Source organism: Leisingera sp. ANG-M6 (genome assembly GCF_000813905.1).
Taxonomy (GTDB): domain Bacteria; phylum Pseudomonadota; class Alphaproteobacteria; order Rhodobacterales; family Rhodobacteraceae; genus Leisingera.
In genome coordinates this window covers 1-25966 of record NZ_JWLG01000022.1, presented here as the reverse complement: position 1 = coordinate 25966, position 25966 = coordinate 1, and the positions used below count along the sequence as shown (strand labels likewise).

General features: G+C 61.0%; 23 protein-coding genes and 1 pseudogene. 9 read left to right on the top strand and 15 right to left on the bottom strand.

The window, feature by feature from the left end; genetic code table 11:
* Positions 1 to 3: 3 nt before the first annotated feature.
* From RA24_RS18900 to dctP, 4 genes are all read right to left on the bottom strand, one after another.
* On the bottom strand, positions 4 to 1161 hold the full coding sequence (locus tag RA24_RS18900) for a M24 family metallopeptidase (protein ID WP_039193538.1): 1158 nt from the start codon (positions 1159 to 1161) through the stop codon (positions 4 to 6).
* A 49-nt stretch (positions 1162 to 1210) separates the two neighbouring features.
* Positions 1211 to 2506, bottom strand: coding sequence for a TRAP transporter large permease (locus tag RA24_RS18895; protein WP_039193535.1), 1296 nt, complete (start codon positions 2504 to 2506; stop codon positions 1211 to 1213).
* Between the two features lie 4 nt (positions 2507 to 2510).
* The gene (locus RA24_RS18890) at positions 2511 to 3116 is read right to left on the bottom strand and encodes a TRAP transporter small permease (protein WP_039193533.1); all 606 of its coding nucleotides are present in this window, start codon (positions 3114 to 3116) and stop codon (positions 2511 to 2513) included.
* Between the two features lie 61 nt (positions 3117 to 3177).
* Complete coding sequence (gene dctP / locus RA24_RS18885; RefSeq protein ID WP_039193531.1) at positions 3178 to 4182, bottom strand: TRAP transporter substrate-binding protein DctP; 1005 nt, start codon at positions 4180 to 4182, stop codon at positions 3178 to 3180.
* Positions 4183 to 4348: 166 nt separating this feature from the next.
* Here dctP and RA24_RS18880 point away from each other — a divergent pair, with 166 nt between their 5' ends.
* From RA24_RS18880 to RA24_RS22840, 3 genes and pseudogenes are all read left to right on the top strand, one after another.
* On the top strand, positions 4349 to 5074 hold the full coding sequence (locus tag RA24_RS18880) for a maleate cis-trans isomerase family protein (RefSeq protein WP_082020399.1): 726 nt from the start codon (positions 4349 to 4351) through the stop codon (positions 5072 to 5074).
* A 74-nt stretch (positions 5075 to 5148) separates the two neighbouring features.
* Entirely contained in the window at positions 5149 to 5847 is a 699-nt protein-coding gene (locus RA24_RS18875) for a GntR family transcriptional regulator (RefSeq protein WP_039174500.1), read from the top strand.
* Positions 5848 to 6192: 345 nt separating this feature from the next.
* A pseudogene (locus RA24_RS22840) lies at positions 6193 to 6998 on the top strand (transposase).
* Positions 6999 to 7123: 125 nt separating this feature from the next.
* On the opposite strand, the gene RA24_RS18870 reads toward RA24_RS22840, so the two are convergent.
* The 9 genes from RA24_RS18870 to RA24_RS18830 all read right to left on the bottom strand — a co-directional run bounded on the left by RA24_RS18870 (position 7124) and on the right by RA24_RS18830 (position 16860).
* Entirely contained in the window at positions 7124 to 8062 is a 939-nt protein-coding gene (locus RA24_RS18870) for a 3-hydroxyacyl-CoA dehydrogenase NAD-binding domain-containing protein (protein WP_039174501.1), read from the bottom strand.
* A 19-nt stretch (positions 8063 to 8081) separates the two neighbouring features.
* The gene (locus RA24_RS18865) at positions 8082 to 8822 is read right to left on the bottom strand and encodes an SDR family NAD(P)-dependent oxidoreductase (RefSeq protein ID WP_039193526.1); all 741 of its coding nucleotides are present in this window, start codon (positions 8820 to 8822) and stop codon (positions 8082 to 8084) included.
* Positions 8822 to 10240, bottom strand: coding sequence for a gamma-aminobutyraldehyde dehydrogenase (locus tag RA24_RS18860; protein ID WP_039193524.1), 1419 nt, complete (start codon positions 10238 to 10240; stop codon positions 8822 to 8824). The genes RA24_RS18865 and RA24_RS18860 overlap by 1 nt, the downstream gene beginning before the upstream one ends.
* Positions 10241 to 10252: 12 nt before the next feature.
* Positions 10253 to 11188: a 3-keto-5-aminohexanoate cleavage protein gene (locus RA24_RS18855; RefSeq protein WP_039174504.1), complete on the bottom strand. Its 936-nt coding sequence runs from the start codon at positions 11186 to 11188 to the stop codon at positions 10253 to 10255.
* 10 nt (positions 11189 to 11198) lie between these two features.
* Entirely contained in the window at positions 11199 to 11999 is an 801-nt protein-coding gene (locus RA24_RS18850; protein ID WP_039174505.1) for an SDR family NAD(P)-dependent oxidoreductase, read from the bottom strand.
* Positions 11983 to 13524, bottom strand: coding sequence for a choline-sulfatase (gene betC, locus RA24_RS18845; protein WP_039193521.1), 1542 nt, complete (start codon positions 13522 to 13524; stop codon positions 11983 to 11985). The genes RA24_RS18850 and betC overlap by 17 nt, the downstream gene beginning before the upstream one ends.
* Positions 13521 to 14660: an aromatic ring-hydroxylating oxygenase subunit alpha gene (locus RA24_RS18840; RefSeq protein ID WP_039193667.1), complete on the bottom strand. Its 1140-nt coding sequence runs from the start codon at positions 14658 to 14660 to the stop codon at positions 13521 to 13523. The genes betC and RA24_RS18840 overlap by 4 nt, the downstream gene beginning before the upstream one ends.
* Positions 14661 to 14755: 95 nt before the next feature.
* Positions 14756 to 15784 carry a GlxA family transcriptional regulator gene (locus tag RA24_RS18835; RefSeq protein WP_039193519.1) on the bottom strand — a complete coding sequence of 343 codons (1029 nt, stop codon included), beginning with the start codon at positions 15782 to 15784 and terminating at the stop codon, positions 14756 to 14758.
* Positions 15785 to 15963: 179 nt separating this feature from the next.
* Positions 15964 to 16860, bottom strand: coding sequence for a LysR family transcriptional regulator (locus tag RA24_RS18830; protein ID WP_039193517.1), 897 nt, complete (start codon positions 16858 to 16860; stop codon positions 15964 to 15966).
* A gap of 110 nt (positions 16861 to 16970) precedes the next feature.
* Here RA24_RS18830 and RA24_RS18825 point away from each other — a divergent pair, with 110 nt between their 5' ends.
* On the top strand, positions 16971 to 18164 hold the full coding sequence (locus tag RA24_RS18825; RefSeq protein WP_193747150.1) for a TauD/TfdA family dioxygenase: 1194 nt from the start codon (positions 16971 to 16973) through the stop codon (positions 18162 to 18164).
* The gene (gene leuB, locus RA24_RS18820) at positions 18161 to 19273 is read left to right on the top strand and encodes a 3-isopropylmalate dehydrogenase (RefSeq protein ID WP_039193512.1); all 1113 of its coding nucleotides are present in this window, start codon (positions 18161 to 18163) and stop codon (positions 19271 to 19273) included. Before RA24_RS18825 ends, leuB begins: the two co-directional genes overlap by 4 nt.
* 206 nt (positions 19274 to 19479) lie before the next feature.
* Here leuB and RA24_RS18815 read toward each other — a convergent pair whose 3' ends face one another.
* Positions 19480 to 20415, bottom strand: a complete 936-nt coding sequence (locus RA24_RS18815; protein WP_029204625.1) for a GlxA family transcriptional regulator — start codon at positions 20413 to 20415, stop codon at positions 19480 to 19482.
* Between the two features lie 121 nt (positions 20416 to 20536).
* Here RA24_RS18815 and RA24_RS18810 point away from each other — a divergent pair, with 121 nt between their 5' ends.
* From RA24_RS18810 to RA24_RS18805, 3 genes are all read left to right on the top strand, one after another.
* Positions 20537 to 23005, top strand: a complete 2469-nt coding sequence (locus tag RA24_RS18810; RefSeq protein ID WP_039193509.1) for a CoA transferase — start codon at positions 20537 to 20539, stop codon at positions 23003 to 23005.
* Positions 23002 to 23142, top strand: coding sequence for a hypothetical protein (locus RA24_RS22575; RefSeq protein ID WP_193747149.1), 141 nt, complete (start codon positions 23002 to 23004; stop codon positions 23140 to 23142). The genes RA24_RS18810 and RA24_RS22575 overlap by 4 nt, the downstream gene beginning before the upstream one ends.
* Positions 23143 to 23307: 165 nt before the next feature.
* Positions 23308 to 24945, top strand: coding sequence for a N,N-dimethylformamidase beta subunit family domain-containing protein (locus RA24_RS18805; protein WP_052269631.1), 1638 nt, complete (start codon positions 23308 to 23310; stop codon positions 24943 to 24945).
* A gap of 497 nt (positions 24946 to 25442) precedes the next feature.
* Here the strand turns inward: RA24_RS18805 and RA24_RS18800 are convergent, their stop codons facing one another.
* Entirely contained in the window at positions 25443 to 25772 is a 330-nt protein-coding gene (locus RA24_RS18800) for a hypothetical protein (RefSeq protein ID WP_039174520.1), read from the bottom strand.
* A 42-nt stretch (positions 25773 to 25814) separates the two neighbouring features.
* Between RA24_RS18800 and RA24_RS18795 the strand changes: the two genes are divergently transcribed.
* The coding region (locus RA24_RS18795) for a helix-turn-helix domain-containing protein (protein WP_039192454.1) at positions 25815 to 25966 on the top strand (152 nt) is incomplete at its 3' end.

Genomic DNA, 25966 nt, shown 5'->3' with positions numbered 1-25966 from the left:
GGCTCAGCCCTTGCTCAGCAGGATTTCGCGGGGATAGCTGGTGATGTATTCAATGCCGGTTTCAGTCACCACAACCGAGTCGCCGATCCGGCCCGCGGTCACACCGTCCACCGAAATGCCGCCATCGACCGCAAAGGTCATGCCCGGCTGCAGAACAGTCTTGTCGCCTTCCTTCAGCTCCGGTGCCTCCAGATAGGCGACACCGATGGAACGGCCGGTGCGGTAGCCGGTCTCATATCCGCGCGCGCGGTAGACCTCATTGGCCGCGGCGGCGACATCCTCGGCCAAAACGCCCGGGCGCATGGCAGCAATCGCGGCTTGCTGCGCTTCAATGGCAGCCTCCTGCACATCACGTGCCTGGTCGGTCACATCGCCGATGTGGAACATGCGGTCGAAGCCCAGCTTGTACTGCTTGAACTGCGCCATGTTGCAGAAACAGAAATAGACCGGATCGAATTTTTCATAGGCTTTGACGCTGGCGCGGCGGTGCACCATGGAGGCATCGGTGCCGCTCTGCAGGATCTGCAGGTTGTGGATCATCGGCGAGACGAAGCGGTCCCAGCCCTTGTCCGTCAAGAAGGAGGCCGCCTTGTGCGAGCCTGCTTCGATCACCGCCAGCGCGGATTCGTACTCGCGCGCTCCTTCGCGCAGGCTGTCATGAGCGGCGGCCATCATGGCACCGGCAATCTGCCCTGCTTCCTTCATGACGCTGATTTCAAACGGTGTCTTGATAGTGCGCATGGCGCCAAGCACCGGCGAGATATCCCGCAGCGGCACGCCGGGATAGGTGTCATCAAGGTGGTTGCGCACGATTGCAGGAATGGTGCTTCGTTCGATCCAGATCTCCTTGGGACTTTCGCCCAAGGCATTGGCCAGGGCCCGGCCCCAGCTGCGCGGGCCAATGTCTTCCCAGGTCTGCACATCCTCGACCCAGGTCATTTCCGCCACCATCTCGGATTCCATCAGCGGGGTGATGACAACCGGCGCGTCCCGCGCATCGACCACCAGCATCGAGGGACGGCCGAATTCGATCCCGAGATAGCCCCAGAAGCCCGCCAGGTAGGCGATCGAGCTTTCATCGGTGAACACCGCTTTGCCGATACCTGCCTGGCGCATGCGGTCCTGCAGGATGAGGGTGCGTTTCTTGGCTTCTTCCAGCATGTGCTGACTTCCTTCTGTTAGGTGGATTGAGTGGCGGACAGCGGGCAAATCAGCCCAGCAGCCCGGGCAGGAAAAGGGCTACCGGCGGCACGAAGGTCACGATCAGGACCATCGGAAAATGCCCCAGAAGCAGGAACTTCATCGTCGGGCCGACATAAACCGACAGCGGTTGGCGGGTTACGCCGCCGGCCATGTAGAGCAGCGGGGCGCAGGGCGGGGAGATATTGCCCAGCCCCAGGTTGGTGCCGACGATGGCAGCAAAGTGGATCGGGTCCAGGCCGATTTTCTGGGTGACGGGCAGAAGGATGATGGCTGCCAGCACGCCGCCGGAGACATCGTCGATGATCATCCCCATGATCAGCAGCAGCAGGTTGATCAGCAGCAGGATCACGATCTTGTTGTCTGAAATCGTCAGCAGCAGATCGGCAAACTGGGTCGGCACCTTGGCTAGCACCATGCCGCGGCTCATCACGAACAGAAAGAACAGCACCATCAGGATCGCACCGGTCAGCCGCGCCGCCTCGACGGTGGAGTTGAACAGCATCTGCATCGGGAGCGAGCGGTAGATCGCAATGCCCACGATCAGCGTGTAGACCAGTGCCACCGCGCCTGCCTCAGTCGGGGTGGCGATGCCGCTGTAGATGCCGCCCAGAACGATCACCGGCATGATGATGGCCAGGCTGGCTTTCTTGCCTGTATGTGCAGCCTCGGCCAGGGTTTCACGCATCGGCAGTTTGGGTGCCGTTGTGATGGTTGTGTTATTGCGCAGGAAAAAGAAGTTCAGCCCGCAGTAGATCAGCGCCAGCAGCACGCCCGGCCCCATCGTGGCGAGGAAGCACTTGGCGACAGACTCCCTGATTGCAATGGCGAAAACGATCATCGGGATCGAAGGCGGGATCATCAGCGCCAGCACCGAGGACACAGCAACAAGCGCGGTGGCATGGCCGGGCGGGTAGCCCTCCTTGATCATCCGCGGCACCATGATCTTGCCAATGGCGGCGATGGCGGCCGAAGCACTGCCCGAAATTGCTCCGAACAGGGCGCAGGTCAGCACGGTCACCGCGCCCAAGCCCCCCTTGGTGCGGCCGACAAAGGAATTGACGAAGTTCAACAGCCGCTCGGAGATGCCGGAGGCGCCCATCAGCGTGCCGGACAGGATGAACAGCGGGATTGCCAGCAGCGAGAAAGCGCTGACCTGAGAATAGCCGTAGCCGGCATGGAAGGAGATATTGGTGCCGGACATCAGCCCGTAGCCAAGCGCCCCGGCGCCGAAGGCGAACCCGACCGGAACCTCAATCAGCAACAGGAAGATGATGGCCAGGAAGGCAATGAGGAAGAAGGTCATGAGGTCAGTCTCCGCCCTGTCCGGTCACAAGCGCGCGCGCTTCGAGAAAAAATTGCAGAACCAGGTAGAGGATCATCAGCGCAAAGCCGGAGACCATGCTGAAATCCCAGATGTATTTGGGCAGCCGCATGTAGGTGCTCTTGCGGTTCAGGGAGAGGTTGTAGGCTGCGAAATCCCAGGCAAACCAGGCGAAGACCAGAACCGTCACCAGACAGCATAGGGTGCCGAACAGGCGGACAGACAGCAGGGTCTTGCGGTTCTGCGTCAGCAGGGTCAGCACGCCGCCCTCGATATGGTCACGCTCGCGGGTGCAATAGGCCATGCCGATGAAGTAGATCCACAGGGCCAGCATCGGCGCCAGCTCCTCGATCCCCAGAAACGGCGAGGAGATCACGTACCGCATGAACACCTGCGCTGCCATCAGCAGCCCCAGTGCGATCATCGCACCGAACAGTATCACCCGCATCAACAGGGCAACCCTGTCTTCAGCCGCATAGAAAACGCCGAGTCCGCGGTAAACCGGTGCCGCAGCATCGCTGCCTGCCGGCATGATCGGCTCAGGTGTCAGGACGTTGTCCAGGCTGTCTGTGTGCAAAAGTTCTTTGGTCATGCGCCGTCCTCCTCAGCCGGTGCAGTGCCCGGGGCAACCCCCGGGCACGGGAAAGCGGGGATCAGTTGGTGCCCGCGGCAGCCTTGATCTGGCCCATCACATCGGCGCCGATGATCTGCTCCATGTAGGGGTATTCCACTGCGGTCACCTGCTCGCGGTAGGCCTCCAGCTGCTCAGGTGTCAGCTCGACAACGTCGATGCCGGCCTCCTTCATCTGGGCAAACCATTTGGGGCTTTCGGCCTCGGCGTTTTCCCAGGCCCAGGTCACCGCCTCATCCGCGGCGGTGCGAATCCAGCCCTGCTGCTCTTCGCCCAGGCTGTCGAACCAGCGCTTGTTAGCTGTCCAGAAAGTGTGCTCGAAGTTCTCGCGGGTGAAGACGTAGGCGCTGACCACATCCTTGAACAGCAGCACTTCGGACGGCGGCGAATAGGCGCGGCCGTCGATGGCGCCGGTCTGAAGGGCTGTATGCACCTCGCTGAAGGCCATCGGGACGGGTGCAAAGCCGGTGGCCTTGTAGCGCTCGATCGCCATCGGCATGCCCGGCACCCGCATCTTGAAGCCCTGGGCCTCGTCTGGGAAATTGGTCGGCACGTCGACGCCCTTGCGCACTACGAATCCAGTGAAATCGGTTGGAATGGTTCCCAAGAGCACCATACCCAGATCGTTCATGATGCCGTCATAGACACCGTTCATCACCGAACCCGGGCCATAGATCTCGCGCCCGGTTTCCCAGTCGCTGGCGACATAGCCCAGGACAGAGACGTCCCAGCGCGGGTCCAGTTCCGAATGGTTCCAGGACATGGTCATCTGCACCGCGCCCTGCGACACCTGCTCGACAATCGAGGTCCAGTCACCCAGATCGCCGCCCGGGTGGTAGTCGACGTTCAGCTCACCGCCGGACAGCTCATCCAGCCGCGCCGAGAAACGCTCGGAGACTTGGTGAAAAATGTGCTGGGTGTCCATCACATGGCCCAGAATGATGTCTTCGGCATGCGCGGCCGGCAGCGTCGCGGCCAGCATTCCTGCGGCAGCGGCACCCGCTTTGAAAAATGTTGCGATCCCCACGAAGGTTTCCTCCCTGTTCGTGTTTCAGTCGCGGCTCGAATCGAAATATCGGCCTGATCAATTTGCTAAGCTGCATACAGCTGTTGCGTCAATACCTGATTTTTCGCAATAATTCGTCCAATTTTGATTTTGCTGCATGCATCACATCGAATTCAAGGAGAGAAAAATGTTTGATAAAGGCCGCCATCACCGAGCGAAAATCGGCTTTGTGCTGCTCGCCACCGAGCAGACAATCGAGAGGGATATGTTCCAGCTTTGCCCTGACGGGATCGGGCTGCATTTCACCCGTGCCTGGATCGAAGACAGCATCACGGCCGCCAGTCTCAGCCGCCACGCCGGGGATCTGGCTCGTGCCTCTGCGACGCTGCTGCCGGACGGCAGTCTTGATGTGATCTGCTATGGCTGCACCTCTGGAAGCCTAGTGGTTGGTGAGGACCGCGTCGCCGCCGAACTGTCCAAGGGGGCGCCGAATGCCAAGCCCACCAGCCTGATCACAGCGGTGATTGCGGCATTGCGGGCGATAGCTGCAAGACGTATTGCCGTGGCAACGCCCTATCTGGAAGAGATTAACCGCCAGGAGGTCCAATACCTTGAAAACGCGGGGTTCCAGGTGACGCAGATCCAGGGGCTGCAACTCGAGAAAGACAGCGATATGGTTCGGGTCAGCCCGGAGTATCTGGCAGAATTCGCCCGGCAGGCGGACACGCCGGACAGCGACGCGCTGTTCATCAGCTGCGGCGCGCTGCGGTCGCTGGAGATCGTTGACCGGCTGGAGCAGCGTCTAGGCAAGCCGGTGATCTGCTCCAACCAGGCGATGATGTGGCACGTTCTGCGCCTGGCCGGCCTTCCGGACCGTATCGAGGGATACGGGCGGCTGCTCCGGGATCACTGAAATCGCCTCTTCTTTGCTGCAAACAGCCTTGCTAGTACTGCAGGACCCGAAGCCGCTCAGGAAAGGGAGCCGCCTTGTCTGCAGATGCCACATTACTGACACCGCCCGGTTGGGGCGACCGCAAGCCTGGTGTCGAGGACATTCAGCGCCTGATCCTCAAGCGGATCTGCTTCCTTGAATACACCCCCGGCGACCGGTTGAAGGAGGCGGAACTGGCCAAGGAGTTCGGCGTCAGTCGAACGCCGGTGCGCGATGCCATCAGCCGGATCAACCACCTCGGGCTGGTGGAAACGATCAACGGCGTCGGCAATGTGGTGATGGAGCTGCCGCCGCAGAAGATTGCGCAAGTCTACGAAATGCGGCTGCATCTGGCCGCCTTGATCGGCGCAACAACACCCGCGCAGATCGAAGAGAGCCACCTGGACCGCGCCCGGGACTTGCTGCAGCAGGCCCATCTACTCGGCGACCAAGTCGACTCCCGGCAATATGTCATCGTCAATGATCAGCTGAACACGCTGATCAGCGATCTGATCGGAAACTCGGTCCTGCGTTCCTTCTGGACCCAGGCCTATTATCAGGCCGCCAGCACCTGGCACAGGGTTGTCGACCGCGCTGGTGCTGAAGTGGCCGATGCTTTGGTTGCCGAGCTTGTGGATCTCGAAAACGCGCTGGCAGAGAATGACATCCTGGCCGTCGGATACATCCAGCGCATTCACATCGGTTATGGCTATGCCCGCATCAAGAAGTTCATGTTCAGAGAAACAGACCTTTGACTATCAAAGGCAGTTGTCCGACAAGCACATCAACCTGCCGCAGCTTTTGAACTATTTCCTCTGGCTTGTGTCGCTAGTTCGCCATTCTCAATCCTCCGTTTTCTAAACCTTGCGGTGGACCAGTTCAGATGGGGCAATCCAGCGAAAAGACGGTTTGAGAATTCGGCATCGACGAAGCTTTGAATAACCACTCTGACTTCATTGGCTGCAACGCAGCGATGAGCGGGCCGCATCTGCGAGCAGATGCGGCGTCGGCAAACATCCGAAAAGGCAACGGCAGCAAAGTCCCGCCCAATGCTAGTCCAAGCCCGACCAGGCGAACGGCCTCTGTCCCGGAGGACAGCCATTCGCGCCCGGCGCGGTGAATTTGCGGCATCAGCCCAATTTGCTCCCTGGAAGCAACGCGGATCTCTGACCATCTGGTTTGATCCGAGGATGATCTGGACGCCGCCGCCGCCCGGCAAGCGCGGCCGCCGGTGCCAGTTCAGCGGCGCCGCGATCCAAACCTGTCTAACCCTGAAAGTACTGTTCGGGATGCCACTGAGGCAGACGGCGGGCTTCGTACAAAACCTGCTGCGGCTGGCCGGTCTGGGCTGGGCCGTGCCGGACTTCAGTACACTGTGTCGCCGCCACGAAAGTTGAACGTGGCTGTCCCGTTCCGTGGCGGCGCGGGTCCGCTGAATCTGCTGATCCCCTCTCGGGACATCACTGCGTGATACACTGCCGGGCAGCGGGTGGCCCCAAGCCGCGCATTTGGCGCAAGAAACACAGCCCCTGCCCGGCAGGCGAAGAGATTGGTTCCGTGACCGCCGACGGGGCCTATGATGCCACGAGACGATTGCCGCCCGTGGTTCCGACGCTGTTATCCCGCCCCGCAAAAATGCCACTCCCAGGAAGCCAACGAGCCCGGGCGCGGAGGCACGAAACGAAGTCCTGCGCGCATCAAAGTATCCCGGCCGCGCCATCTGGCGGCGTGGAGCGGATTTCACCGCCCGAGCCGGGTCGAGTCAAAGATGAACTGCATCAAGCTGCTCGGCCAATCCCTGATGGCAAAAGGCTTCGAACGCCAGGTCGCCGAGCTTTAAGTTCGCATCGCCGTTCTGAACGGCTGCACCGCTCTCGGTATACCTGTCACAGGGCCCGTAGAGTAAATCCGTCCGGGGAAAGTGGGGCTGCCCTCAGACCCGGATTTGCGCAACAGCGCCGGGGCTGCAGTTCCGCAATCGGGCATGGTGAGTTAGCGGCAATTCCACATCCCGAATTTTTCCTTCCGGGTTTACTCGACCTCTTTCACGCTTGCCAAAGCCACTTGCATTTTTACAATCTTCAGGTCTCGGAGTGCTGCCAGTCTTTCCATTGACGTATCGCCATTTGCGCTGGCTAACCCCTCTGCGAGCATTTCTGATATTTCAGAGGTCAGCTTAGGCTTGCCGAGGTCATCCCACCAGCCGTTGAACGTATCAGCGAAATGATCGCAGAATGCCGGCAGCCCGCCGGATCCTGCGCCAAGGCTGAACAGGGTTGTCGGCCCCATCGCCGCCCACCGCAGACCAGGCCCTGCCGACATCGCCTTGTCGACATCGCCCACACTGGCCACGCCAGTCTGCACCAGATGGATCGCCTCGCGCCAGACTGCTGCCTGCAACCGGTTGGCGACGTGGCCGGGTACTTCCTTTTTCACCCGGATGGTGACCTTGCCGATATCCTTGTAAAACCGCTCAGCTGCCGGCACTGCGTCCGGATCAGTCAGGCCGTTTCCCATCACTTCAACCAGGGGGATCAGATGCGGAGGATTGAAGGGGTGGCCCAGAATGAACCGGCCGGGGTTTTGCCAGCCGGCCTGCATCTGGCCAAGCGTCAAACCGGAGGCAGAACTTGCCACAATAGCATCCGGAGCAATTACCGGCTCGATTTCGGCAAAGAGCGCATGTTTGACCGGCAGCCGTTCGGGCACGTTTTCCTGAATGAAACCAGCGCCTTCAACCGCCTCTCGCGCAGAACACGCAAAGGTGATCCGGTCCCGGTTTCCCCGCGCGGTCAGCCCCAGTTCGCTCATGGTTTCCCAAGCCTGATCGACATAGGCTTGCACGGCGCCCTGAGCGCCTTCGGCAGGGTCGTAGACCGCAACCGACCGGCCAGAGGCCAGGAACAGCGCCGCCCAGCTGGCGCCGATGGTGCCGGCGCCCAGCACCGCTGTGTGTGTAATATCCGCCATCTGAACAGCTCCGCTTCGACTAAAACAACCCCGTGTTGATTGGTGATGCAGCGGTCATGCCGCCGTCTATTGTGAACAGCTGCCCGGTAGCAAACCCCGCTTCGTCCGAGGCCAGCCAGACCGCCATTGCGGCAATATCAGCAGGCTGGCCGAAACGGCGGGCAGCGTGCCGGGCCAGAGCGTCCTGACGCGCCGCCTGCGGATCACCCGACAGGGCGAAGCCGGCCTCCAACATGCCGGTTTCGATCCAGCCCGGGCAGATCGCATTGCAGCGCACATCGGGCCCATGGTCCACGGCGATGGAGCGTGTCAGCCCATGCACAAAGGCCTTGGATGCGTTATAAAGCGCCATCGAGGGATCCGCAGTGTTGCCTGAGATGGAGCCGATATTGATGATCGACGCCCCCTTGGACATGACCGGAATGAATGCCCGGCACATGTTGAACACGCCCCGGCAGTTCACGCCCATGACCAGCTCCCAATCGGCGTCGGTGCTGTCCGCAACGGTCTTTTCGACCTGGACACCGGCGTTGTTGACCAGAACCTCCAACCCTCCCAGATCCTCGGCAAGCTCGTTCACGGCTTTGACGTCTGTCACATCCAAGGTGAACCATGCGATATTTGCATCCAGATCATCGGGGCGTTCTCCACGCCCGCCAACCATCACCGCTGCTCCTTCCTTGCGGAAAGCCTCAGCAATTCCCCGGCCGATCCCCTGACGTCCGCCGGTGATCAGCGCTCTTTTCCCTGCAAGCCGCATCAGTGCGCCACCATCACATGCCGGACCGAGGTATAGGCATCGAGCGCATAGACGCTCATGTCGCAGCCGGTGCCGGACCCTTTCATCGCCGCCCAGGGCATCTCCGGTGTACCGACGCCGTGGGTGTTAACCCAAGTGAAACCATAGCGCAGGCGGCTGGTCATCTCCATCGCGCGTCCGACATTGGCAGTCCAGACCGACGACGCCAGTCCGTAGCGCCCGCTGTTGGCGATGCGCAGGGCATCTTCGGCCTCTCCGAAGCGGGAGATGGAAACGACGGGACCGAAGACCTCGCTGGTTGCAACCTCGGCATCGTTGCTGACATTGGCCAGCACGGTGGGGCGGTAGAAGAACCCATCTCCTTCCCCTGATGAGCCGCCGGCCACGACTTCGCAGGACCGTCGGGCGCGATCGACAAACCCGGCTACCCGGTCGCGGTGGGCGGCTGAGATTACCGGGCCCATTTCCGTGCCTTCGGCCTTTTGCGCGCCGGTTCGGATCTGGCTGACTTGATTGTCGATTGCCGCGACCAGCTTGTCATAGATGCCATCCTGCGCCAGCACCCGGCAGGGCTGGGCGCAGTCCTGGCCTGCGTTGAAGAAACTGCCGTAGCGGATGGTTTCGGCTACCGCCCCGATATCCGCATCGTCAAAGACGATCACCGGGGCCTTGCCGCCCAGTTCCAGATGCACATGGCGGATTTGATTGCCCGCCGCGCGCATCGCCGCCATGCCGGTGGCCGGGCTGCCAGTGACGGTGATGGCCTCCATCTGCGGGCTGTTGATCAGCTGATCGCCGATACCCGGCCCGGTGCCGTGGATCACATTCAGCACGCCCTTCGGCAGGACCCCGTTCAACAGCTCCGCCAGGCGCAGAGTCGACAAAGGCGTCAGCTCAGAGGGTTTCAGCACCACGGTGCAGCCCGCCGCTATCGGCGCCGCCAGTTTCCAGGCCGCCATCATCAGCGGATAATTCCACGGCGCGATGGCGGCCACCGGACCCACCGGATCGCGGCGGATCATGCTGGTGTGGCCTGCCACATATTCCCCGGCGGCAGAACCGGTCATGGTGCGTGCCGCGCCTGCAAAGAAGCGGAACGTGTCAATGGTCAGCGGCATCTCGTCGTCGCGGGCAGAGGGCCAGGGCTTGCCGGTATTCAGGCTTTCAAGCCCGGCTAGCTCATCCTGATGTGCCTCCAGACAGTCTGCAATCGCCAGCAGCAGGGCTGACCGCTCTGCCGGGGTGCTGCGCGAAAAGCTGTCAAAGGCCTCCTCGGAGGACCGCACCGCAGCCTCCACCTGTTCCGGGCTGGCTTCACGCACTTGAGTGATCTCAGTTCCCGTGGCCGGGTCGGTGACCGGCAGCGCCGCCCCGTCACCGGCAACCAGTTCGCCGTTGATCAGCATCTTGGTCTGCATGGTCTCTCCCCCTTAGAATGCGACCTGATCGCCGCCCTTCAGGCCAAGACGCGCGCGCGCCTCTGCCGGGGTGGCAACCTTGTGGCCCAGATTTTCGATGATACTGCGGATTTTCTTGACCTGCTGCGCGCTGGACACGGCTTTTTCGCCCGGCCCGATGTACAGGCTGTCCTCCATCCCGACGCGGACATTGCCGCCCAGCAGGGCGCTTTGGGTGGTGAAGGGCATCTGGTGGCGCCCGGCCGCCAGAACCGACCATTCGTAGTCGTCGCCGAACAGCTTGTTGGCGATGGTGTGCATGTGCATCAGGTTGTCCAGATCGGCCCCGGCACCCCCCAGGATGCCAAACACCATCTGCACAAAGATCGGGCCGTCGATCCAGCCCTGGTCGCGGATCCACGCAAGGTTATACAGATGGCCCAGGTCATAGCATTCAAACTCGAACCTGGTGCCGTGGCCCTGGCCCAGTTCTTTCAGGCAATACTCGATATCCGCAAATGTGTTGCGGAAGATAAAGTCGCGGGTCATCTCCAGGAATTCCGGCTCCCACGCGTGTTTCCAGTTTGAATATTTGTCCTTCATCGGGAATATGCCGAAGTTCATCGACCCGATATTCATGCTGGCCATCTCGGGTGAGGCGCGGGTGGCGGCGCGCAGCCGTTCCTCGCGGGTCATCCCCAGCCCGCCGCCGGTGGAGACATTCATCACCGCATCTGTCGCCTGTTTGATCCGCGGCAGGAAGTCCATGAACAGATCCGGGTCCGGATCGGGCTTGCCGGTTTCCGGGTCGCGCGCATGCAGGTGGATAATCGAGGCCCCAGCCTCTGCTGCCTCGATCGAGGCGGCGGCGATCTCGCTGGGCGTGATGGGCAGATGCTCGGACATGGTCGGGGTATGTATCCCGCCGGTCGGGGCGCAGGTGATGATGACGGATTTCTGCTTGGCCATGGTTGCGTCCTCAGAGCTTCATCTGCTGCACCTGGGCAGACAATCCGCCGTCCAGCACCCACAGCTGGCCCGAGGCATAACGCGCCTCGTCCGAGGCCAGCCAGTTGACCAGATTGGCGATATCCTCCGGGGTGCCATAGGTGCGCATCGGATGGACATCGCGCACCGCCTGCTGCAGCTGATCAATGGTCTTTCCACCCCCGCCGGACCCATCGCCGGTGAAGAAGCTTTGCAGCATCGGCGTGTCTATATAGCCGGGGCAGATGGCGTTTACACGGATGCCCTCGGGGCCGTGATCGCAGGCCATCGCCCGGGTCAACGCATGCACCGCGCCCTTGGTGGCGCAATATGCCGCCAGGCCGGGATCGGCGATGAACCCGTCATAGGAGCCGAAGTTGATGATGCTGGCGCTGCTGCCCGATTTGGCCGCGGCGCGCAGCAATGGCAGCGCGTATTTCGACGCCAGGAAAGTGCCGGTGCAGTTCACCGCAAAGCTGCGGTTCCAGTCCTCCAGCGTGGTGTCCTCGATGGTCTTTTCAATCTCGATCCCGGCGGCGTTGACCAGAATGTCCAGCCTCCCGGCATCGGACGTCACCTGTTCCATCGCGACGATGGCATCAGCCTCTTGGGTGACATCCAATTTGACAAAGATGCTGCCGTCCTCGTCATGCGCTGCCAATGTTCCCTGCGGGGTCAGGTCTGCCGCATAGACCCGCGCGCCTTCGCGCAGGAACCGCGCAACAATGGCGCGCCCGATCCCGCCGCGGCCGCCAGTGACCAACGCGGTTTTGCCTTCAAGTTTTCCTGTCATCTGTGTTCCCTGGGTTCAAACGGTAATGCTCAGCAGCCACGGTCCAGTCCATGTGGTTGCGCACATACTGCTGGCTGGCGTCGGAGGGCGGATTGTAATCCCAATGCTCTCCGGCGCCTGCTTCCATTGCGGCATGAAGCGCACGGCGGGACTTCTGGGTGGCGATGATGTTGCAGCGCAGCTTCTCGCTGTTCCAGCGTTCAGCGACTTCGGCGGCAAAGGTGCGCGCGGCTTGCGCATAAGCCGGATCCTGGGCCAGATTGCGGGTCTCCAGCGGGTCCTTCGCCAGGTGATAGAGTTGCGGCGGGTCCGGATCGCAGTGAATGTATTTGAGCGGTCCGCGACGGATCATGAAGACCGGGTAGGGCGTCATCTCGGCGCAATACTCTCCGATGGCCTCGTCCACGGGGTCCGTTTCTCCCTGCGCCAGCGGCAGCAGCGACCGGCCATCCACCGGCTCGCCAAGGATCGTCTCATCACCACCCGCAATTTCCACGAAAGTCGGCAGCAGGTCGAGCAAGGAGCAGGCATTGGCTGCCGTGCCGTGCGCAATGCCCGGCCCCGCCATCACCAGCGGCACCCGGGCGGAATGCTCAAAGAAGTTCATCTTGTACCACAGCCCGCGTTCGCCCAGCATGTCGCCATGGTCGGCGGTGACGATGATGATTGTGTCTTCGGCTGCACCAATGTCTTCAATGGCTTTGACGATTTCACCGACCTTGCTGTCGAAATAACTGACATTGGCCAGATAGGCGCGCCGCGCGCGGCGCACCTCCACTTCACTTAAAGGGATGATGCTGGCCTCGATCCCATCCATCACCCGGCGCGAGAATGGATCCTGATCTTCGAGCGCCGGGGTGAATTCAGGCATCGGGATCTCCACGCCGGCGTAGAGGTCCCACCATTCGGGTTTCGCGACATAAGGATCATGCGGATGAATGAAACTCGCCACCAGGCAGAACGGAGCAGCCTGTCCCGCTGCCCGTTCCCGCCCCCGGTCGATCAGCCAGCGGCGCGCAGCAAATCCGACCTCGTCATCGTAGTCGGTCTGATAAGTGGCGACAGCTACACCGCTTTCCTTGACCGTCTGCATATTGTGATACCACTTGCCGATTCGCTCATCCGGTGCCTCCCAGTCCGGGGTCCAGGCGAAATCGGCGGGGTAGATGTCGGTGGTCACCCGGTCCTGAAACCCGTGTTTTTGATCCGGGCCGACAAAATGCATCTTGCCAGACAGGCAGGTGCGGTACCCCAGCGCCTTCAGGTAGTGGGCAAATGTCGGGACGGAGGCGCGAAACTCACTGGCGTTGTCATAGGCGGCAATGCGGCTGATCAGTTGCCCGGACATGAAGGCAAACCGCGACGGTGCGCACAGCGGCGAGTTGCAGTAGGCCGCATCAAACCGCATGCCGCGGGACGCCAGCGCATCGATATGCGGGGTCTTCGCCGCAGGGTGGCCATAGGCCCCGGTCCACTGCGGCGCCAGCTGGTCGGCCATGATGACAACGATGTTGGGCTGGGTCATCCCGCAGCCCCGGCATAGGCCTCCAGCACCAGCCCGTGAAAATGATGGACCGCGTGCTCCGACTTCCCTGACCCCGTGGGGTCGTTGACGATGCGCCCCTGGGTGAACGCGGGCGTATTCATGCCGCGCTGGACGCTTTCCACCAGATTGATGTCCTCGACCTGCAGCACCTCGTCCAGATAGCGGATAGCATCCAGCTCGCCCGCGTCGGGTTCCGGCGTTTCCAGGAAGAAGTCATAGGTCTCCAGCGTCCGGTCCGGCCCCACCGGAATGATGTTCAGAACAATCATGCTGGAGCGCCCTGGATAGCGCATCAGGCAAGTGGTCGGCCACAGCCACCAGACCGCATGGGTGCGCACGGTGGCATTGGAAACATCATAGGCCGTGTTCGCGGATTTCCCCGCATCCGCCATGTGGCTGGAGTAAATCCCGTGCGTGGTCACCTTGTAGGTGTCCATGTCCACCAGATCGCAGAAATCCTTGTGCGCGGTCGGGCAGTGGTAGCATTCCAGAAAATTGTCGACCACGTTCTTCCAGTTTGACTTGATATCGTAGGTCAGGCGGTGGCCGAAAGTCAGCTGGTCAATATCCGGTGCCCAATGGCGGATTTCGGTTTCCAGATTGCCGGACTGTTCTTTCAGCGATGCAGCCGTTGGATCCAAATTGACATAAACAAAGCCCGCGAACTCCTCGGCCTGCACCTGGTCCAGGCAGATGTCACCGGTGCTGAAATTCTCCAGATGTTCGGTGTCCGGCGCCCGCACCAGCTGGCCGTCCAGTTTGTAGACCCAGGCGTGGTAAGGGCACATGATGCGGGTAGTGCTGCCCTCACCCTTCAGCAGCTCATGCGCACGGTGCTTGCAGACGTTGTAGAAGGCGCGCAGCACACCCGCGCGGTCCCGGACCACGGCCACCGGCTGGCCCGCGATTTCCACGGTGACGTAGGAACCCGGCTCGCGCAGCTTTTCCACATGGCAGACCCATTGCCATGACTTGGCGATGATTTCCCGCTGATCAGCGGCAAACCATTCCCGCTGAACGTATGCATCCGCCTTGAGTGACTGCGAATTGCCTGCATCCGCGGAATAGCCTTCAGCGATAGATGCGAACTGTGCCTTGGTCGGTAGGTCTGTCACGGTGAACACTCCTTTGCCTGCCTCGTGAAGGCGTCAAAGATATGATCCGCGAAAATGACACCTATTACCGCACTCTAATCGCCTTTGATTGAACCTCATTCGCCATTTTGTGATACCATAGACGGGCGGTACATGGGCCAGGCCCGGAACTCAAAGGGCACCCTGCCTTCGATCCGGTCCTGCCGCGGCGGCAACCCGAAACGTTGCTTGTAGGCGCGCGCGAAATGCACATGACTGGGAAAGCCGCAGGCTTGGGCAATCTCTGAAATCGGCAGCTCGGTCTGGGTGACCAGCCCGCGCGACCGGTCCAGCCGGATATCCCGGTAGTACAGCTGCGGACTGGTTCGCACATATTCCTGGAACAGCCGGTTCAACTGGCGCTGCGACACCCCGGCCAGCCTGCACAGCTCGGGAATACTGATCAGCGTTTCCAGGTGGCGCTCCATGATCGCAATGGCTTTGCGGACCTTAGGCGGCGCCGCCAGCCCCATCGGCTCCAGCTTACCATCGGTCTGATGTGCGCCCAGCCCCCGCATGTTCCGGTAAAACAGGTACTTCGCGCAGTCGTTTGTCAGCGCATCGCCAACGATCCCGTGCAGCAGGAACAGCGCAAACTCTCCGGTTGCCGCGCCGCCGCAGCAGGTTCCGGTGCTGCCCTCGTGAACGAACAGGTCCTCGCACACATCAACTTCGGGGTATTTCTCCCCAAGGGCGTCGATATGCTCGTAGTGAACCGTCGCGCGCTTCCCCCGCAGCAGGCCCGCCTCGGCCAGGATAAAGGCCGCGGTGTCGAGCCCGGCGGTATAGCTGCCCGCCCGCGCGTGTTTCCGGATCAGGGACAGCAGCGGCTCGCCAGCGAAAGCTTCAGGCGTCCAGCTACTGGAAACAACAACGATATCAGGCTGCATCTGTTTCAGCCGATCCAGCGGGCTGACGGCAATTTCCAGGCCATTGCTGGCCCGGCACAGCGTCCCGGCCTCGCTGGCGATTTGCCATTGAAAAAGCTGCTTTCCGGCCAGATAGTTTGCTGCCCGGAACGGGTCCAGAAACGCCATTGTCGCCGCAAGATTGAAATGCGGTGTGACCAGGATCAGAATCTCGGTGGTATCATTTCTCTTTAACATGGCCTGACCGCAGCGGTTTACGGGATGCTCGAGCACGACCTAAGGAAACCATTCCCTTTACAGAAAAACCAGTCTTCGAAGGACAGGGAAGCGGTTGCAAACCTTCCGTGTCTTTCGAAGAACAGCCCTGCCGTTTCGGAAGAAATTCTCAACAACGTCTCTTTGCCCGAACGAACAGGTCAATCGAATGTGAGCCTTGGATTTCCCGCCGAAACAACTTCCCTGCCAGCCTCTTCGCAAACCCACTTTGAAAACTTGCCTACCATTGGCCTGTCGCCGGCATTGCTGATCATTGAATAACCACGGCTAGAGCGGACTGTTTGCGGGCTTGCCGGGACGAGCCGGCCCTGTTCAAAGAACTTTCTGATGAAGGGGAGAAAGCCTATCGCAATCCCCCGGCCATAGGCCGCTGCCTCGAGAACAATATGCGGCTCCTCCAGAACCTCTCCGCGGTCTGCAAACTCGGCCGGCGCCCCAGCCGCCGCGAGCCAGTGGCGCCATGTACTGCGATCCCTATAGTGAATGGGCGGCAAGTGCCCGTTCCAAAACGCATCCGGCAACTGCACCCCAGGGGCAGCAACCGGGACAGCTTTGGTATCAAACAGCAGTTCTGCGCCGGATGCAGGGCTATCCAATTCGGCCCAAACGATTGAGACGTCCGCGAGGCCCGCATCCGGCGGTCCGATCGTGTGGATCAGATCCACTCTCAGACCAGGATGCTGCGCTTCGAATGCGCCGATACGGGGCAGCAGCCATTGCGATGAGAGATAGGGCCCGACCGAGACCCGCAGCACTTCCTGGGCTGTCAGCTTCCCGGTGATCTCTTTGAGCTCGTTCCAGATCACTTCTGTTGCGCGTGCCAGTTCGGCGCCATCCTGCGTGAGCCGGACTTCGCGCACGCGGCGTTCGAACAACCGTATTCCAAGAGCGTTTTCAAGCGCCGTAATGCGGTGGCTGACTGCCGAAGGTGTTACATTCAGGACCTGGGCCGCGCGGGAAAAGCTCAGGCTTTCAGCGGCATGATGAAAATAGACCAGGGCACCCAGATAGGATGGATCTTTGGCGTCGGGCAGCATGAGTGTTCCATGTGTGAGCTTGGCTCAACCATCATGTGTTGAATTGGAATTTGTCAATTGTATTTGCTGAGGACCTTATGGCGGTCAGGAAACCCGCGAGGAACAGTCCAATGCCATCTGCACGCCACAGCATCCGGTCCGCTGCTATTGAAAACGGCCTCTTGGTTTTAACCTGGGAGGATAGCCACGAAAGCCGGTTTCATCCCATCTGGCTGAGGCACCAATGCTGGTGTCCGGACTGCGGCACCCCGGAGACCGGTGTTCGCGGCATCCGACTGCACCATATCGACGAAGGGGTCTCCATCGAGAGTGCGGTGGTGGAGGGGAACGGCGTTCAAGTGACTTGGCCGGATGGGCATCGGTCCGAATATGCTGCTCGCTGGCTGCGCAATCACTGCTATTCCGATGCAGAGCGTGCTCGCAGGCAAGTGCAGCCTGTTCTGTGGGACAGAACTCTCAGCTCGAATATCCCGGTCGGATCGCTGATTGAGGCCGAGGCGGACCCGGCAGCCCGTTTGAAAATTCTTGAAATGGTGCGTGACTACGGGTTCTGCAAAATCGTGGATGCGCCGGCCAACCGTGAGGAAAGCCAGCGCATGATCCGGCTGGCCGGCGCCCAGCGGCAGACACATTTCGGCACCTATACGCTGAAGAAGAAGACGACCGTGACCAATGTGGGCGATACCACCGGTCTGCTGGATCCGCATGTGGACGAACCCTACCGTTATGCGGCCATCGGGATCACCGTGTTTCAGGTTCTGCGGCCCAGCTCGAACGGAGGCGCCTCGACCCTGGTGGACGGGTTCGAAGCCGCGCGGCACCTGAAAGAGCAATGGCCGGAGGATTTCGAACTTCTGTGCAAAACGCCGATCACCTGTCAGCGCTTCGACCCTGGCGACAACAGCCATGGCAACATGCGCTGGTACAAGTCCCGCCTGCCGGTCATCCGGCTGGATGACCGGGGCAAGGTCTGCGGGGTGCGGATGAACGAGCGGCAAATCTCACCACTGGATGTGCCTGCCGATCAAGTGGTGCCGGTCTACCGCGCGCTGAAACGGCTGTTTGAGATTCTCTATAGTGAGGATCTGCGCCTGACCTTGGATCTGAAGGCGGGTGAGGGCCTGCTGTTCGACAATCAGCGGCTGCTGCACGGCCGGACCGGTTTTGCGCGCGAAACCCCGCCGCGCACTGTGCTGACGTCTTCGGTTGATCTGGATGACTTCCATTCCAGCATGCGCTTGCTGCAACGGGATCTGGACCCGGATGCCATGCATCTGGTGCTGCAGCAGGGGATGGCGGGATGAGCGGCCCGTTCAAAGTGCTGGCCCTCGGCGGCGACCATATCGGCCCTGAGGTCGTGGCCAGCGGGCTGGCGGTGCTTCGTCAAGCCGCGGATCAATTCGGAGTGGCGGTCGAGATTGAGGAAGATCTGCTTGGCGGCGCATCCTGGGACGTGCATGGCACATTCTGCACGAATGCAGTTGCGGCCAAAGCACGATCCGCAGACGCCATTCTGGTCGGTGCGGTCGGCGGGCCGGAATGGGACGGTCTCAGGATCGACGGGCCGGTCACGGAAACGGACGGCCTGACCCGCCTTCGGATTGAGCTGGATGTCTACAACGCGTTGCGCCCCGCGCGTGCATGGTCCGCGCTTCTTCCGCACACACCCTACCGGCAGGAGGTCGCGGAAGGTGCTGACCTGATGGTCGTGCGGGAAAATTCAGGTGGCATCTACTATGGTGAGCCCCGCGGGCGCGAGGTCCTGAGTGACGGCCAGATCCGGGCCTTCGAAATCAGCGAATACCGTACCCATGAAATCGAGCGCATCGCCCGCTGCGCGTTTGAGGCGGCACGCGGGCGGCGCGGGCATGTTACCTCGCTGGACAAGTCCAATGTGATGGAGAGCGGCAAGCTTTGGCGTGAAACGGTGGAACGGATCGGGCGCGACGAGTACCCCGATGTCAAACTCAGCCATCTGCTGATGGATTATGCGCTCTTCGCCGTGGCCCGCGCGCCGCGGAACTTTGACGTGCTGCTGGCGGACAACCTGTTCGGCGATCTCATCTCGGATCTGATCGCGGTGGTCTCCGGGTCGTTGGGCATGCTGCCTTCCGCAACCCTGCCCACCGCTGCGAGCGCAGGGCACCCGGTGAAAGGCGGCCTTTACGAGCCGACTCATGGCAGCGCTCCGGATATCTCCGGCCAAGGCATAGCCAACCCGATCGGCGCGATCCTGTCGATTGCGATGATGTTCGAGCATGGTTTTGGTTTGCCTCAAGCCGCGCGTGCCATCGAACGGGCTGTGGAGAAAGCTCTGAATTCCGGTCATCTCACTCCCGATTTGGGCGGGCATGCCGACACAGCCCAAGTCACGCAGGCCGTTTTGATCAACTTGATCTCGAAAAGCGCCTAGGTGCCGCGCAAACCTGAGTTCAGGACATTTTTTGAGTTCTCGGCAAACACGGTGCGAGCTAAGGCTCCCTGTGAACCCACAAAACTGGAAAAGACCGGTTTATGCTTCAAATGTGTTTCTGCATTTACAGCTGTTAAATCAGGCGGCGATGCCAGCTTGCCCCGCGAAACCGCATCCTTACAGGTGTTCGGAGCTGTGCAATTTTGTCACCAGATTTGCTTGTGTTTGCGGGTTGATCCAATACTGACCCCGAACTGGCGTGAGAATGCTTTGGACAGCGACTGTGCGGAAGAATAACCGCTCCGCAGCGCGACTTCGTTCAGCGTCAGATCCGTGTGTGCCACAAGATCGCGGGCGCGCGTCAGACGCATCAGCTGATAGTAGCGCTGTGGAGGCATGCCCAGCTCCCTGACGAAAATCCGCGACATGGACCGGACCGAAAGGTTGGCCTGTTTGGAAATGGTTTCAGTGGACAAGGGGACCTCGATGTTCTTGGCCATGATGGCTGTGCAGCGCCGCAGGTTATGCGAGCCCTTGGGTTGCATGGATCCCGCACCTTGGCCTTCAAAGCGAGAGCCGTCGTGCAGGAACATGCTGGCGGCATCATGGGCCAGCGCGTCGCCATAGAGTTCTGAAATGAGGGCGATCATTAGATCCATCGCCGTTGAAGCACCGCCGCAGGTCCAGATTTGATCATCCCGCACGAAACGGTCAGGCAGAACTTCAACATTCGGAAAAACCTCGGAAAATTCTGCGAGTGTCTGCCAGTGCAAAGTGGCCTTGCGGCCTTCAAGCAGCCCCCAGGAGGCAAGGATCCAGGCACCGGTGTCAGCCCCAATGACCGTCTTGGCTCGTTTGGTGAGTGTGACGCACTTCCTGCTGACGGGATCAGCAGCGTCCTGCCGGAAGTCATCGCCGCCAACGACCATAAGCAGATCGCACCTTTCCGCGTCAGCGCGCGGTATGTCTGGAGAAAGACGCAGACCGCTTGAACTGCGGACCGAAGTATCTTTGGGAGTGAGGATGGACCAGGAAATATTGGCCCCAGTCTGGTCACGCACTACCCGCAGAGGCTCCAGCAAACAAGCCAAGAGCATGTTTGAGAACTTCTCGAAGAGAAGGATGTTGACCTTAAGAGACATCAATTCGTCCGAAATGGATTAAATTTTGGCATTTTTGGACAAATTTGATGCGGGTATCAAGGCTAACCTTCCCGGAAGTTCTACCGATTCACCGTCCAAACAAGCGGGAGACTTTGACCATATGAACGACCGTCCCTTGTCGAATGTCCGGGTTCTCGATTTTGGCCAGTACCTGGCTGGGCCGCTTGTTGGCATGATGCTTGCCGACATGGGAGCTGAAGTGATCCGCATTGATCCGCCCGGCGGGCCGCGGCTCAAATCCCCCGCGGCAGACATGCTGTCGCGGGGCAAATCCTTTCTTGAGCTGAACCTGAAGACGGCAGAGGGGCTGGAGACCGCTCTTCGCCTCGTTGAACGCTCTGATGTTGTAATCGACAATTTCCGCCCAGGTGTAATGAGCCGCCTGGGGCTTGGACCGGAGGCGATGCGCTCCATCAATCCGGCGGTCATCTCCCTGTCGATGCCGGGCTTTGCGTCTGCGGACCCGGAACTTGCGGATGTCGCCGCCTGGGAGGCGGTAATTGCTGCGCGGACCGGCCAATTCACGGATATGGGGCTGAACCGGCGGCTGATGGGGATCAATCCCTCCTTCACGCCGCTGGCGCTCGCCTCGGCCTACGGGTCGACCTTTGGCGCGATGTCGGTCCTGTTTGCGCTTCATTCCCGCGGCCGCAACGGCGGGGAGCACATCGAAGTGCCGCTGGCGTCAGCCCTGCTGGAAGGCCTTGTCTACAATTGCGAACAGATTGAGGACTACCCGGAGCGTTATAAATCCCCGCGCGAAGTAGAGCTGGAGCGGCGCGCGGCGGCAGGGTTGCCGATGAATCTGGAGTTCGAGGAACTGTCTGAGTTCCTTGACCCGTTCTACCGCACCTATCCCTGCGCCGACGGTCGCGGATTTTATGTTGTGGCCTGCAGTATCAAGGGCCACCCCGAACGGGCGCTGGAGACGCTCGGGCTGGGCGAACTGGTGAGTGAGCTGCCGGACTTCGATGCTTACTTGGATCAATCCGATTGGCCGGCGGACTGGTCGATGCGCAGCTACCCGGTCGGCGTGTCCGATCGAGCGCGCGTGTCCAGCGCCATGAAAGAAGCTTTTCTGACCCGTCCGGCACATGAATGGGAAGCGCGGTTTGGGGCGGCCAAAGCACCCGCCACGGCACAGCGGACCACCAAGGAGTGGCTGGACGATCCGCATGCGCTGGCTTCCGGCCTGGTGCTGAAGGTTGACGACCCCAAGCATGGCGAAATGCGCCAGATGGGCAACATCGCCTGGCTGGCGGATGACCGTGGTGCGGCCGTCAAGCAGCCAGCCCGCCCCGCGGATCTGGATATGCTGCTGGCGGAAGAGCCGCGCTCCACCGCGGTTGGTGAAACTGGCAATCAAGGGTGGCTTGAAGGGCTCAAGGTGCTTGACCTCACCAATGTCATCGCCGGTCCAACCATCGGCTCGACCCTGGCCCGGTTCGGGGCCGAGGTTACGCTGGTTCAGCCTGTTTCCCCGTCGGTGGATCCGTGGAACGCTGTGGTCTTTGGCCTGCATGCGCACCGCGGCAAGGAGAGCATCCTGCTCAACCTGCGCAGCGGCGAGGGACAGGACGTTCTGGCCCGGCTGATTGCCGAAGCTGATGTGGTCACCATGAACGGCACAGATGCGCAGCGCGATGCGCTCGGCCTGTCGCCGGAGCGGATGAAGGAGATTAATCCGCAGCTGATCCTGGTCCAGCTTGACGCCTTCGGCGGGCCGCTGCAGGGGCCGAAGTCGAACCACCTTGGCTATGACGACCTGGCGCAGGCCGCCACTGGTGTGATGCTGCGGTTCGGGGGCGGTATGGACACGCCGGAGGAGCACGCGCATTTCGGCACCATCGACGTGCTGACCGGGTATTGCGCCTGCGTTGCGCTTGGCGGCGCCTTGATCAAGCTGCGGCGCACCGGAGAAGGCAGCATCGCACGGGCTGCCCTGGCGGGGGCTGGCAATCTGATCCAGGCCGAGTTCATGTATGATTTCAACGGGCGTGCGCCCTTCGACGAGCCCGCGGGGCGTGAAGCGCTTGGCTGGGATGCGTTTTATCATTGCTATAAGGCTGCCGACGGCTGGATGTTCTTTGCCGCCCCGAAGGAGCGCCAAACCGCCCTTGCCGCTGTTGCGGAACTAAGCGATCTGGCTGATCTGCGAGAGACAGAACTGCAACCGGCATTGGCCGAGCGTTTTGCAACCCAGCCCGCAGCCTTCTGGAGTGCAGCCTTGTCCGGCACTTCCAGCGCAGCGGTTCCGCTAGGATCCCTGCATGCGACCCGCGATGCCTCTTTGCAGCTGGAGAGCGGGGGGGCGATTGATCTGTCGAAGGACACCTTTCGGGTGATCCGCCATGACCAGCACCCGATGGGGCGCTGGTGCGATCTGGTGGCTCCGAATGCCGTCCGGCCCGAGCGAAGCCGCATCGCCATCCCGTCGTATCTGCCAAAATACGGGCAGCACACGCGGGAAATCCTGACCCGCCTTGGATTGGATGAAGAGGCCATCGGCAAGTTAATCGCCTCGGGGGCCGCCGCCACGCAATGGGCGGACAAATATCTTCCCGAATGAGTGAAGAAGGCGGCCGGATCTGCCCGGTGTTCAACGAATTCGTGGAAGGCGTCTGCGGCGAAGTGCAGGGCTGGCAGGCCGACAGGCAGCGGGAGGCCATAAACGGCCTCCCACTCTATAAACACTGCCTTGCCTGAACGAGCATCTTAGGATCCGTCTGGATCTTGCCGCAGCCATTTCTCAAGCCGCATAGTGTGCCTGAACGCAGTGCGCAAAATGCGGTGCGCCAGGCACATATGGCCTCCGGGTTTTGTCAGCGCCGGTGCGCCGGGCCACGGCACAGAACAACAAGGATTGGAATTGTGATTCAGCCGGAACAGGAAAGCGCAGGCCCCGCTATCACACCGCGCACCCGAGCGCGGGCACGCCATATTCTGGATCACTATTTCGTCGGTCCTGCCCGCGATGAACGGGTGCTTGAAATCTGGGGCTACACCGGCCGCTACAGCTACCGGCCTGGCGAAACTGTGGGTTTGCAGGTGTCGACAACTGCCGAAACCTGGTCTCTGGAGGTGGGACGGGACGGAGCAGATTATGTCCCTGTGCTGCGGGCGGAAAACCTGCCGGGCCGGCATCAGGACACGCCCCTGGACTGCTCGGTCAATGGCTGCGGCTGGGATATCAGTCATTCGTTTGTTATTCCGGATGACTGGGCGGCAGGCGCCTATCTGATCACCCTGCGGGCAGACCGCGCAGATGACGCTGTCGAAGAACACCATGTGATCTTTGTCCGGCGGGCTGCACATGCCGATCCAGCCCCTATGGTGCTGGTCTGCGCAACCGGAACCTGGCTTGCCTATAACTGCTGGGGTGGATCCAGCGCTTATGAAGGAATTACGGGACCGGATTGCAATGCCTTTTCCCCTGTGCTGTCGAACCAGCGGCCCTGGACCCGCGGGTTCTGCAAGCTGCCCCAAGGTGCTCCCCGCGCCTTGACCGAGAGGCCGACCGATCCCGGTGGCATGGTGCGTTACCCTTATATGGAGTGGGCTTACGCCTACGGGTATTCAAAGAAATACGCCTCGGCTGGCTGGGCTAGCTATGAACGCCACTTTGCCCGCTGGGCGGAGGCCGAAGGCTACAATTTCGAAATCGTCACGCAGCACGACCTGGAACTGGAGCCGGACCTTCTGGCGGGCCACCGGTGTGCGGTCTTCGTCGGCCATGACGAATACTGGACAGCGGCTATGCGCGAACGGGTAGAGCGTTTTACCGAAAACGGGGGCCGGGTCGCGCGCTTCGCCGGTAACTTCTTGTGGCAGACGCGGCTCGAAAACAACGCGCAAACACAGGTCTGCTACAAATACACGGCCAAGGAAGCCGACCCCCTTATGGGAAGCGATCAGGAACACCTTCTAACCGGTGCCTGGGATGCCCCGCCGGTCAACCGGCCCGGCGCGCAGACCTTCGGCGTGAATGGCCTGAAAGGTGTTTATGCAGGTCTCGGGAATTGCGTCGGCCAAGGCAGCGGCGGGTTCACGGTCTACCGCCCGGACCATTGGTCGCTGGACGGCGCGCGGCTTGGCTACGGCGACCAGTTAGGCGCGACATCGCGGATTTTCGGCTACGAGGTGGATGGGGTGGATTTCACCTTTGACGACGGGCTGCCTTATCCGACTGGCCGGGACGGCACCGCCGGATCAGTCGAGATCATTGCTTTAGGCATGGCGACGAATGTCGAGGCGGATTTCGCCCACTGGGGCGAGACCCTCTACATCGGAACCGCCGATGCTGAATTTAAGGCACTGACGATGCACGGTGAACTGACGGCAGAGACGCTGGACAAATCCAGCCGCGGCAACGGGGCAGTCATCTACTGGGAAAAGGGCAATGGCGAAGTGTTTTGCGCTGGAACCTGCGAATGGGTCGCCGGGCTGACACGCCGTGACAGTCAGGTAGAGATCATCACCCGCAATGTCCTGGACCGGTTCTGCCGATAAAGGGGCGAAGCGAGGAAGTCTCTCGAAGCCTTGAACCGCGGCCTGCTCCGTTGCCGCTCTTCACCGGTGCTCCTCCGGCTGCAACACTGCACACGTGTGGCCCCATTTCGTAGTTCAGAGGGTTAGCTTTCGCAGGCGCAGCGAATTCAAACTTGCCGCCTTTCCCGGGGGCAGAAGGTGGAAAGGAAGCAAAGGTCGTGTCCGCTCCGGGCGCCATGCTGCCATGCGGTGCCGCAGTTTCAGGTCGCTCAACGAAATTGAAAGCCGGCATTGTCCTTCTCTGTCTTGGTTCCGTCACCGCGCGGCGAAAGTACGGTTTCAACTTACGATCTCACCCCCGGCTGAACGGCTGCTTCGCTGACACCTGCTGATTCACAGCGAAACCACGCCGCAGTTGCAAGCGAATGCTGTGTCAGCAAACACCCGGAAGGGCAACGGCAGCAAAGTCCGGCACAGCAAACCTTGGCTTTTCACGCAGCAAAAGTCAGCAATCGGCCCTATTTCGGTCCGCTGTCCATCCCACCAAGCGTGATCCTCGACAGCCTCGCATCATCTTCCGGCTCCCATTTCTGACGCAGGCCGCGGACATAATCCGCGTCAATTTTCAGCTTTTGCCGTTCCTTGGCGAGGACGCGTTTCACGGTCCGGGCCACCAGTTGCGCAATGCGCGTGACCATCCGCATCGCCGGGCGGATTTCTTTCAGAGTTTCATCCCGCGCACCCTTGGTATCCGGAGCGGCCGCGCCCCAAGTCAAGCCTGCCTGCTGATCCGCAGACGCCTCCCGCCAGCAAATCGCCCCATCAGCACCCAGATGGTCTTCCCCCACTGAAGTGGTCCTCCGCTATGTTTAGTAAAACGGAGGAAACGCATGGCCAACAAGCGACCAAAGCCAGAAGAGATTGTCACGAAGTTGCGGCAGGTTGAAATACTGACCGCGCAAGGAATGCCGCGTCTGGATGCGATCCGGCAGATTGGCGTGACTGAACAGACCTATTACCGCTGGAAGAAGAAGTACGGTGG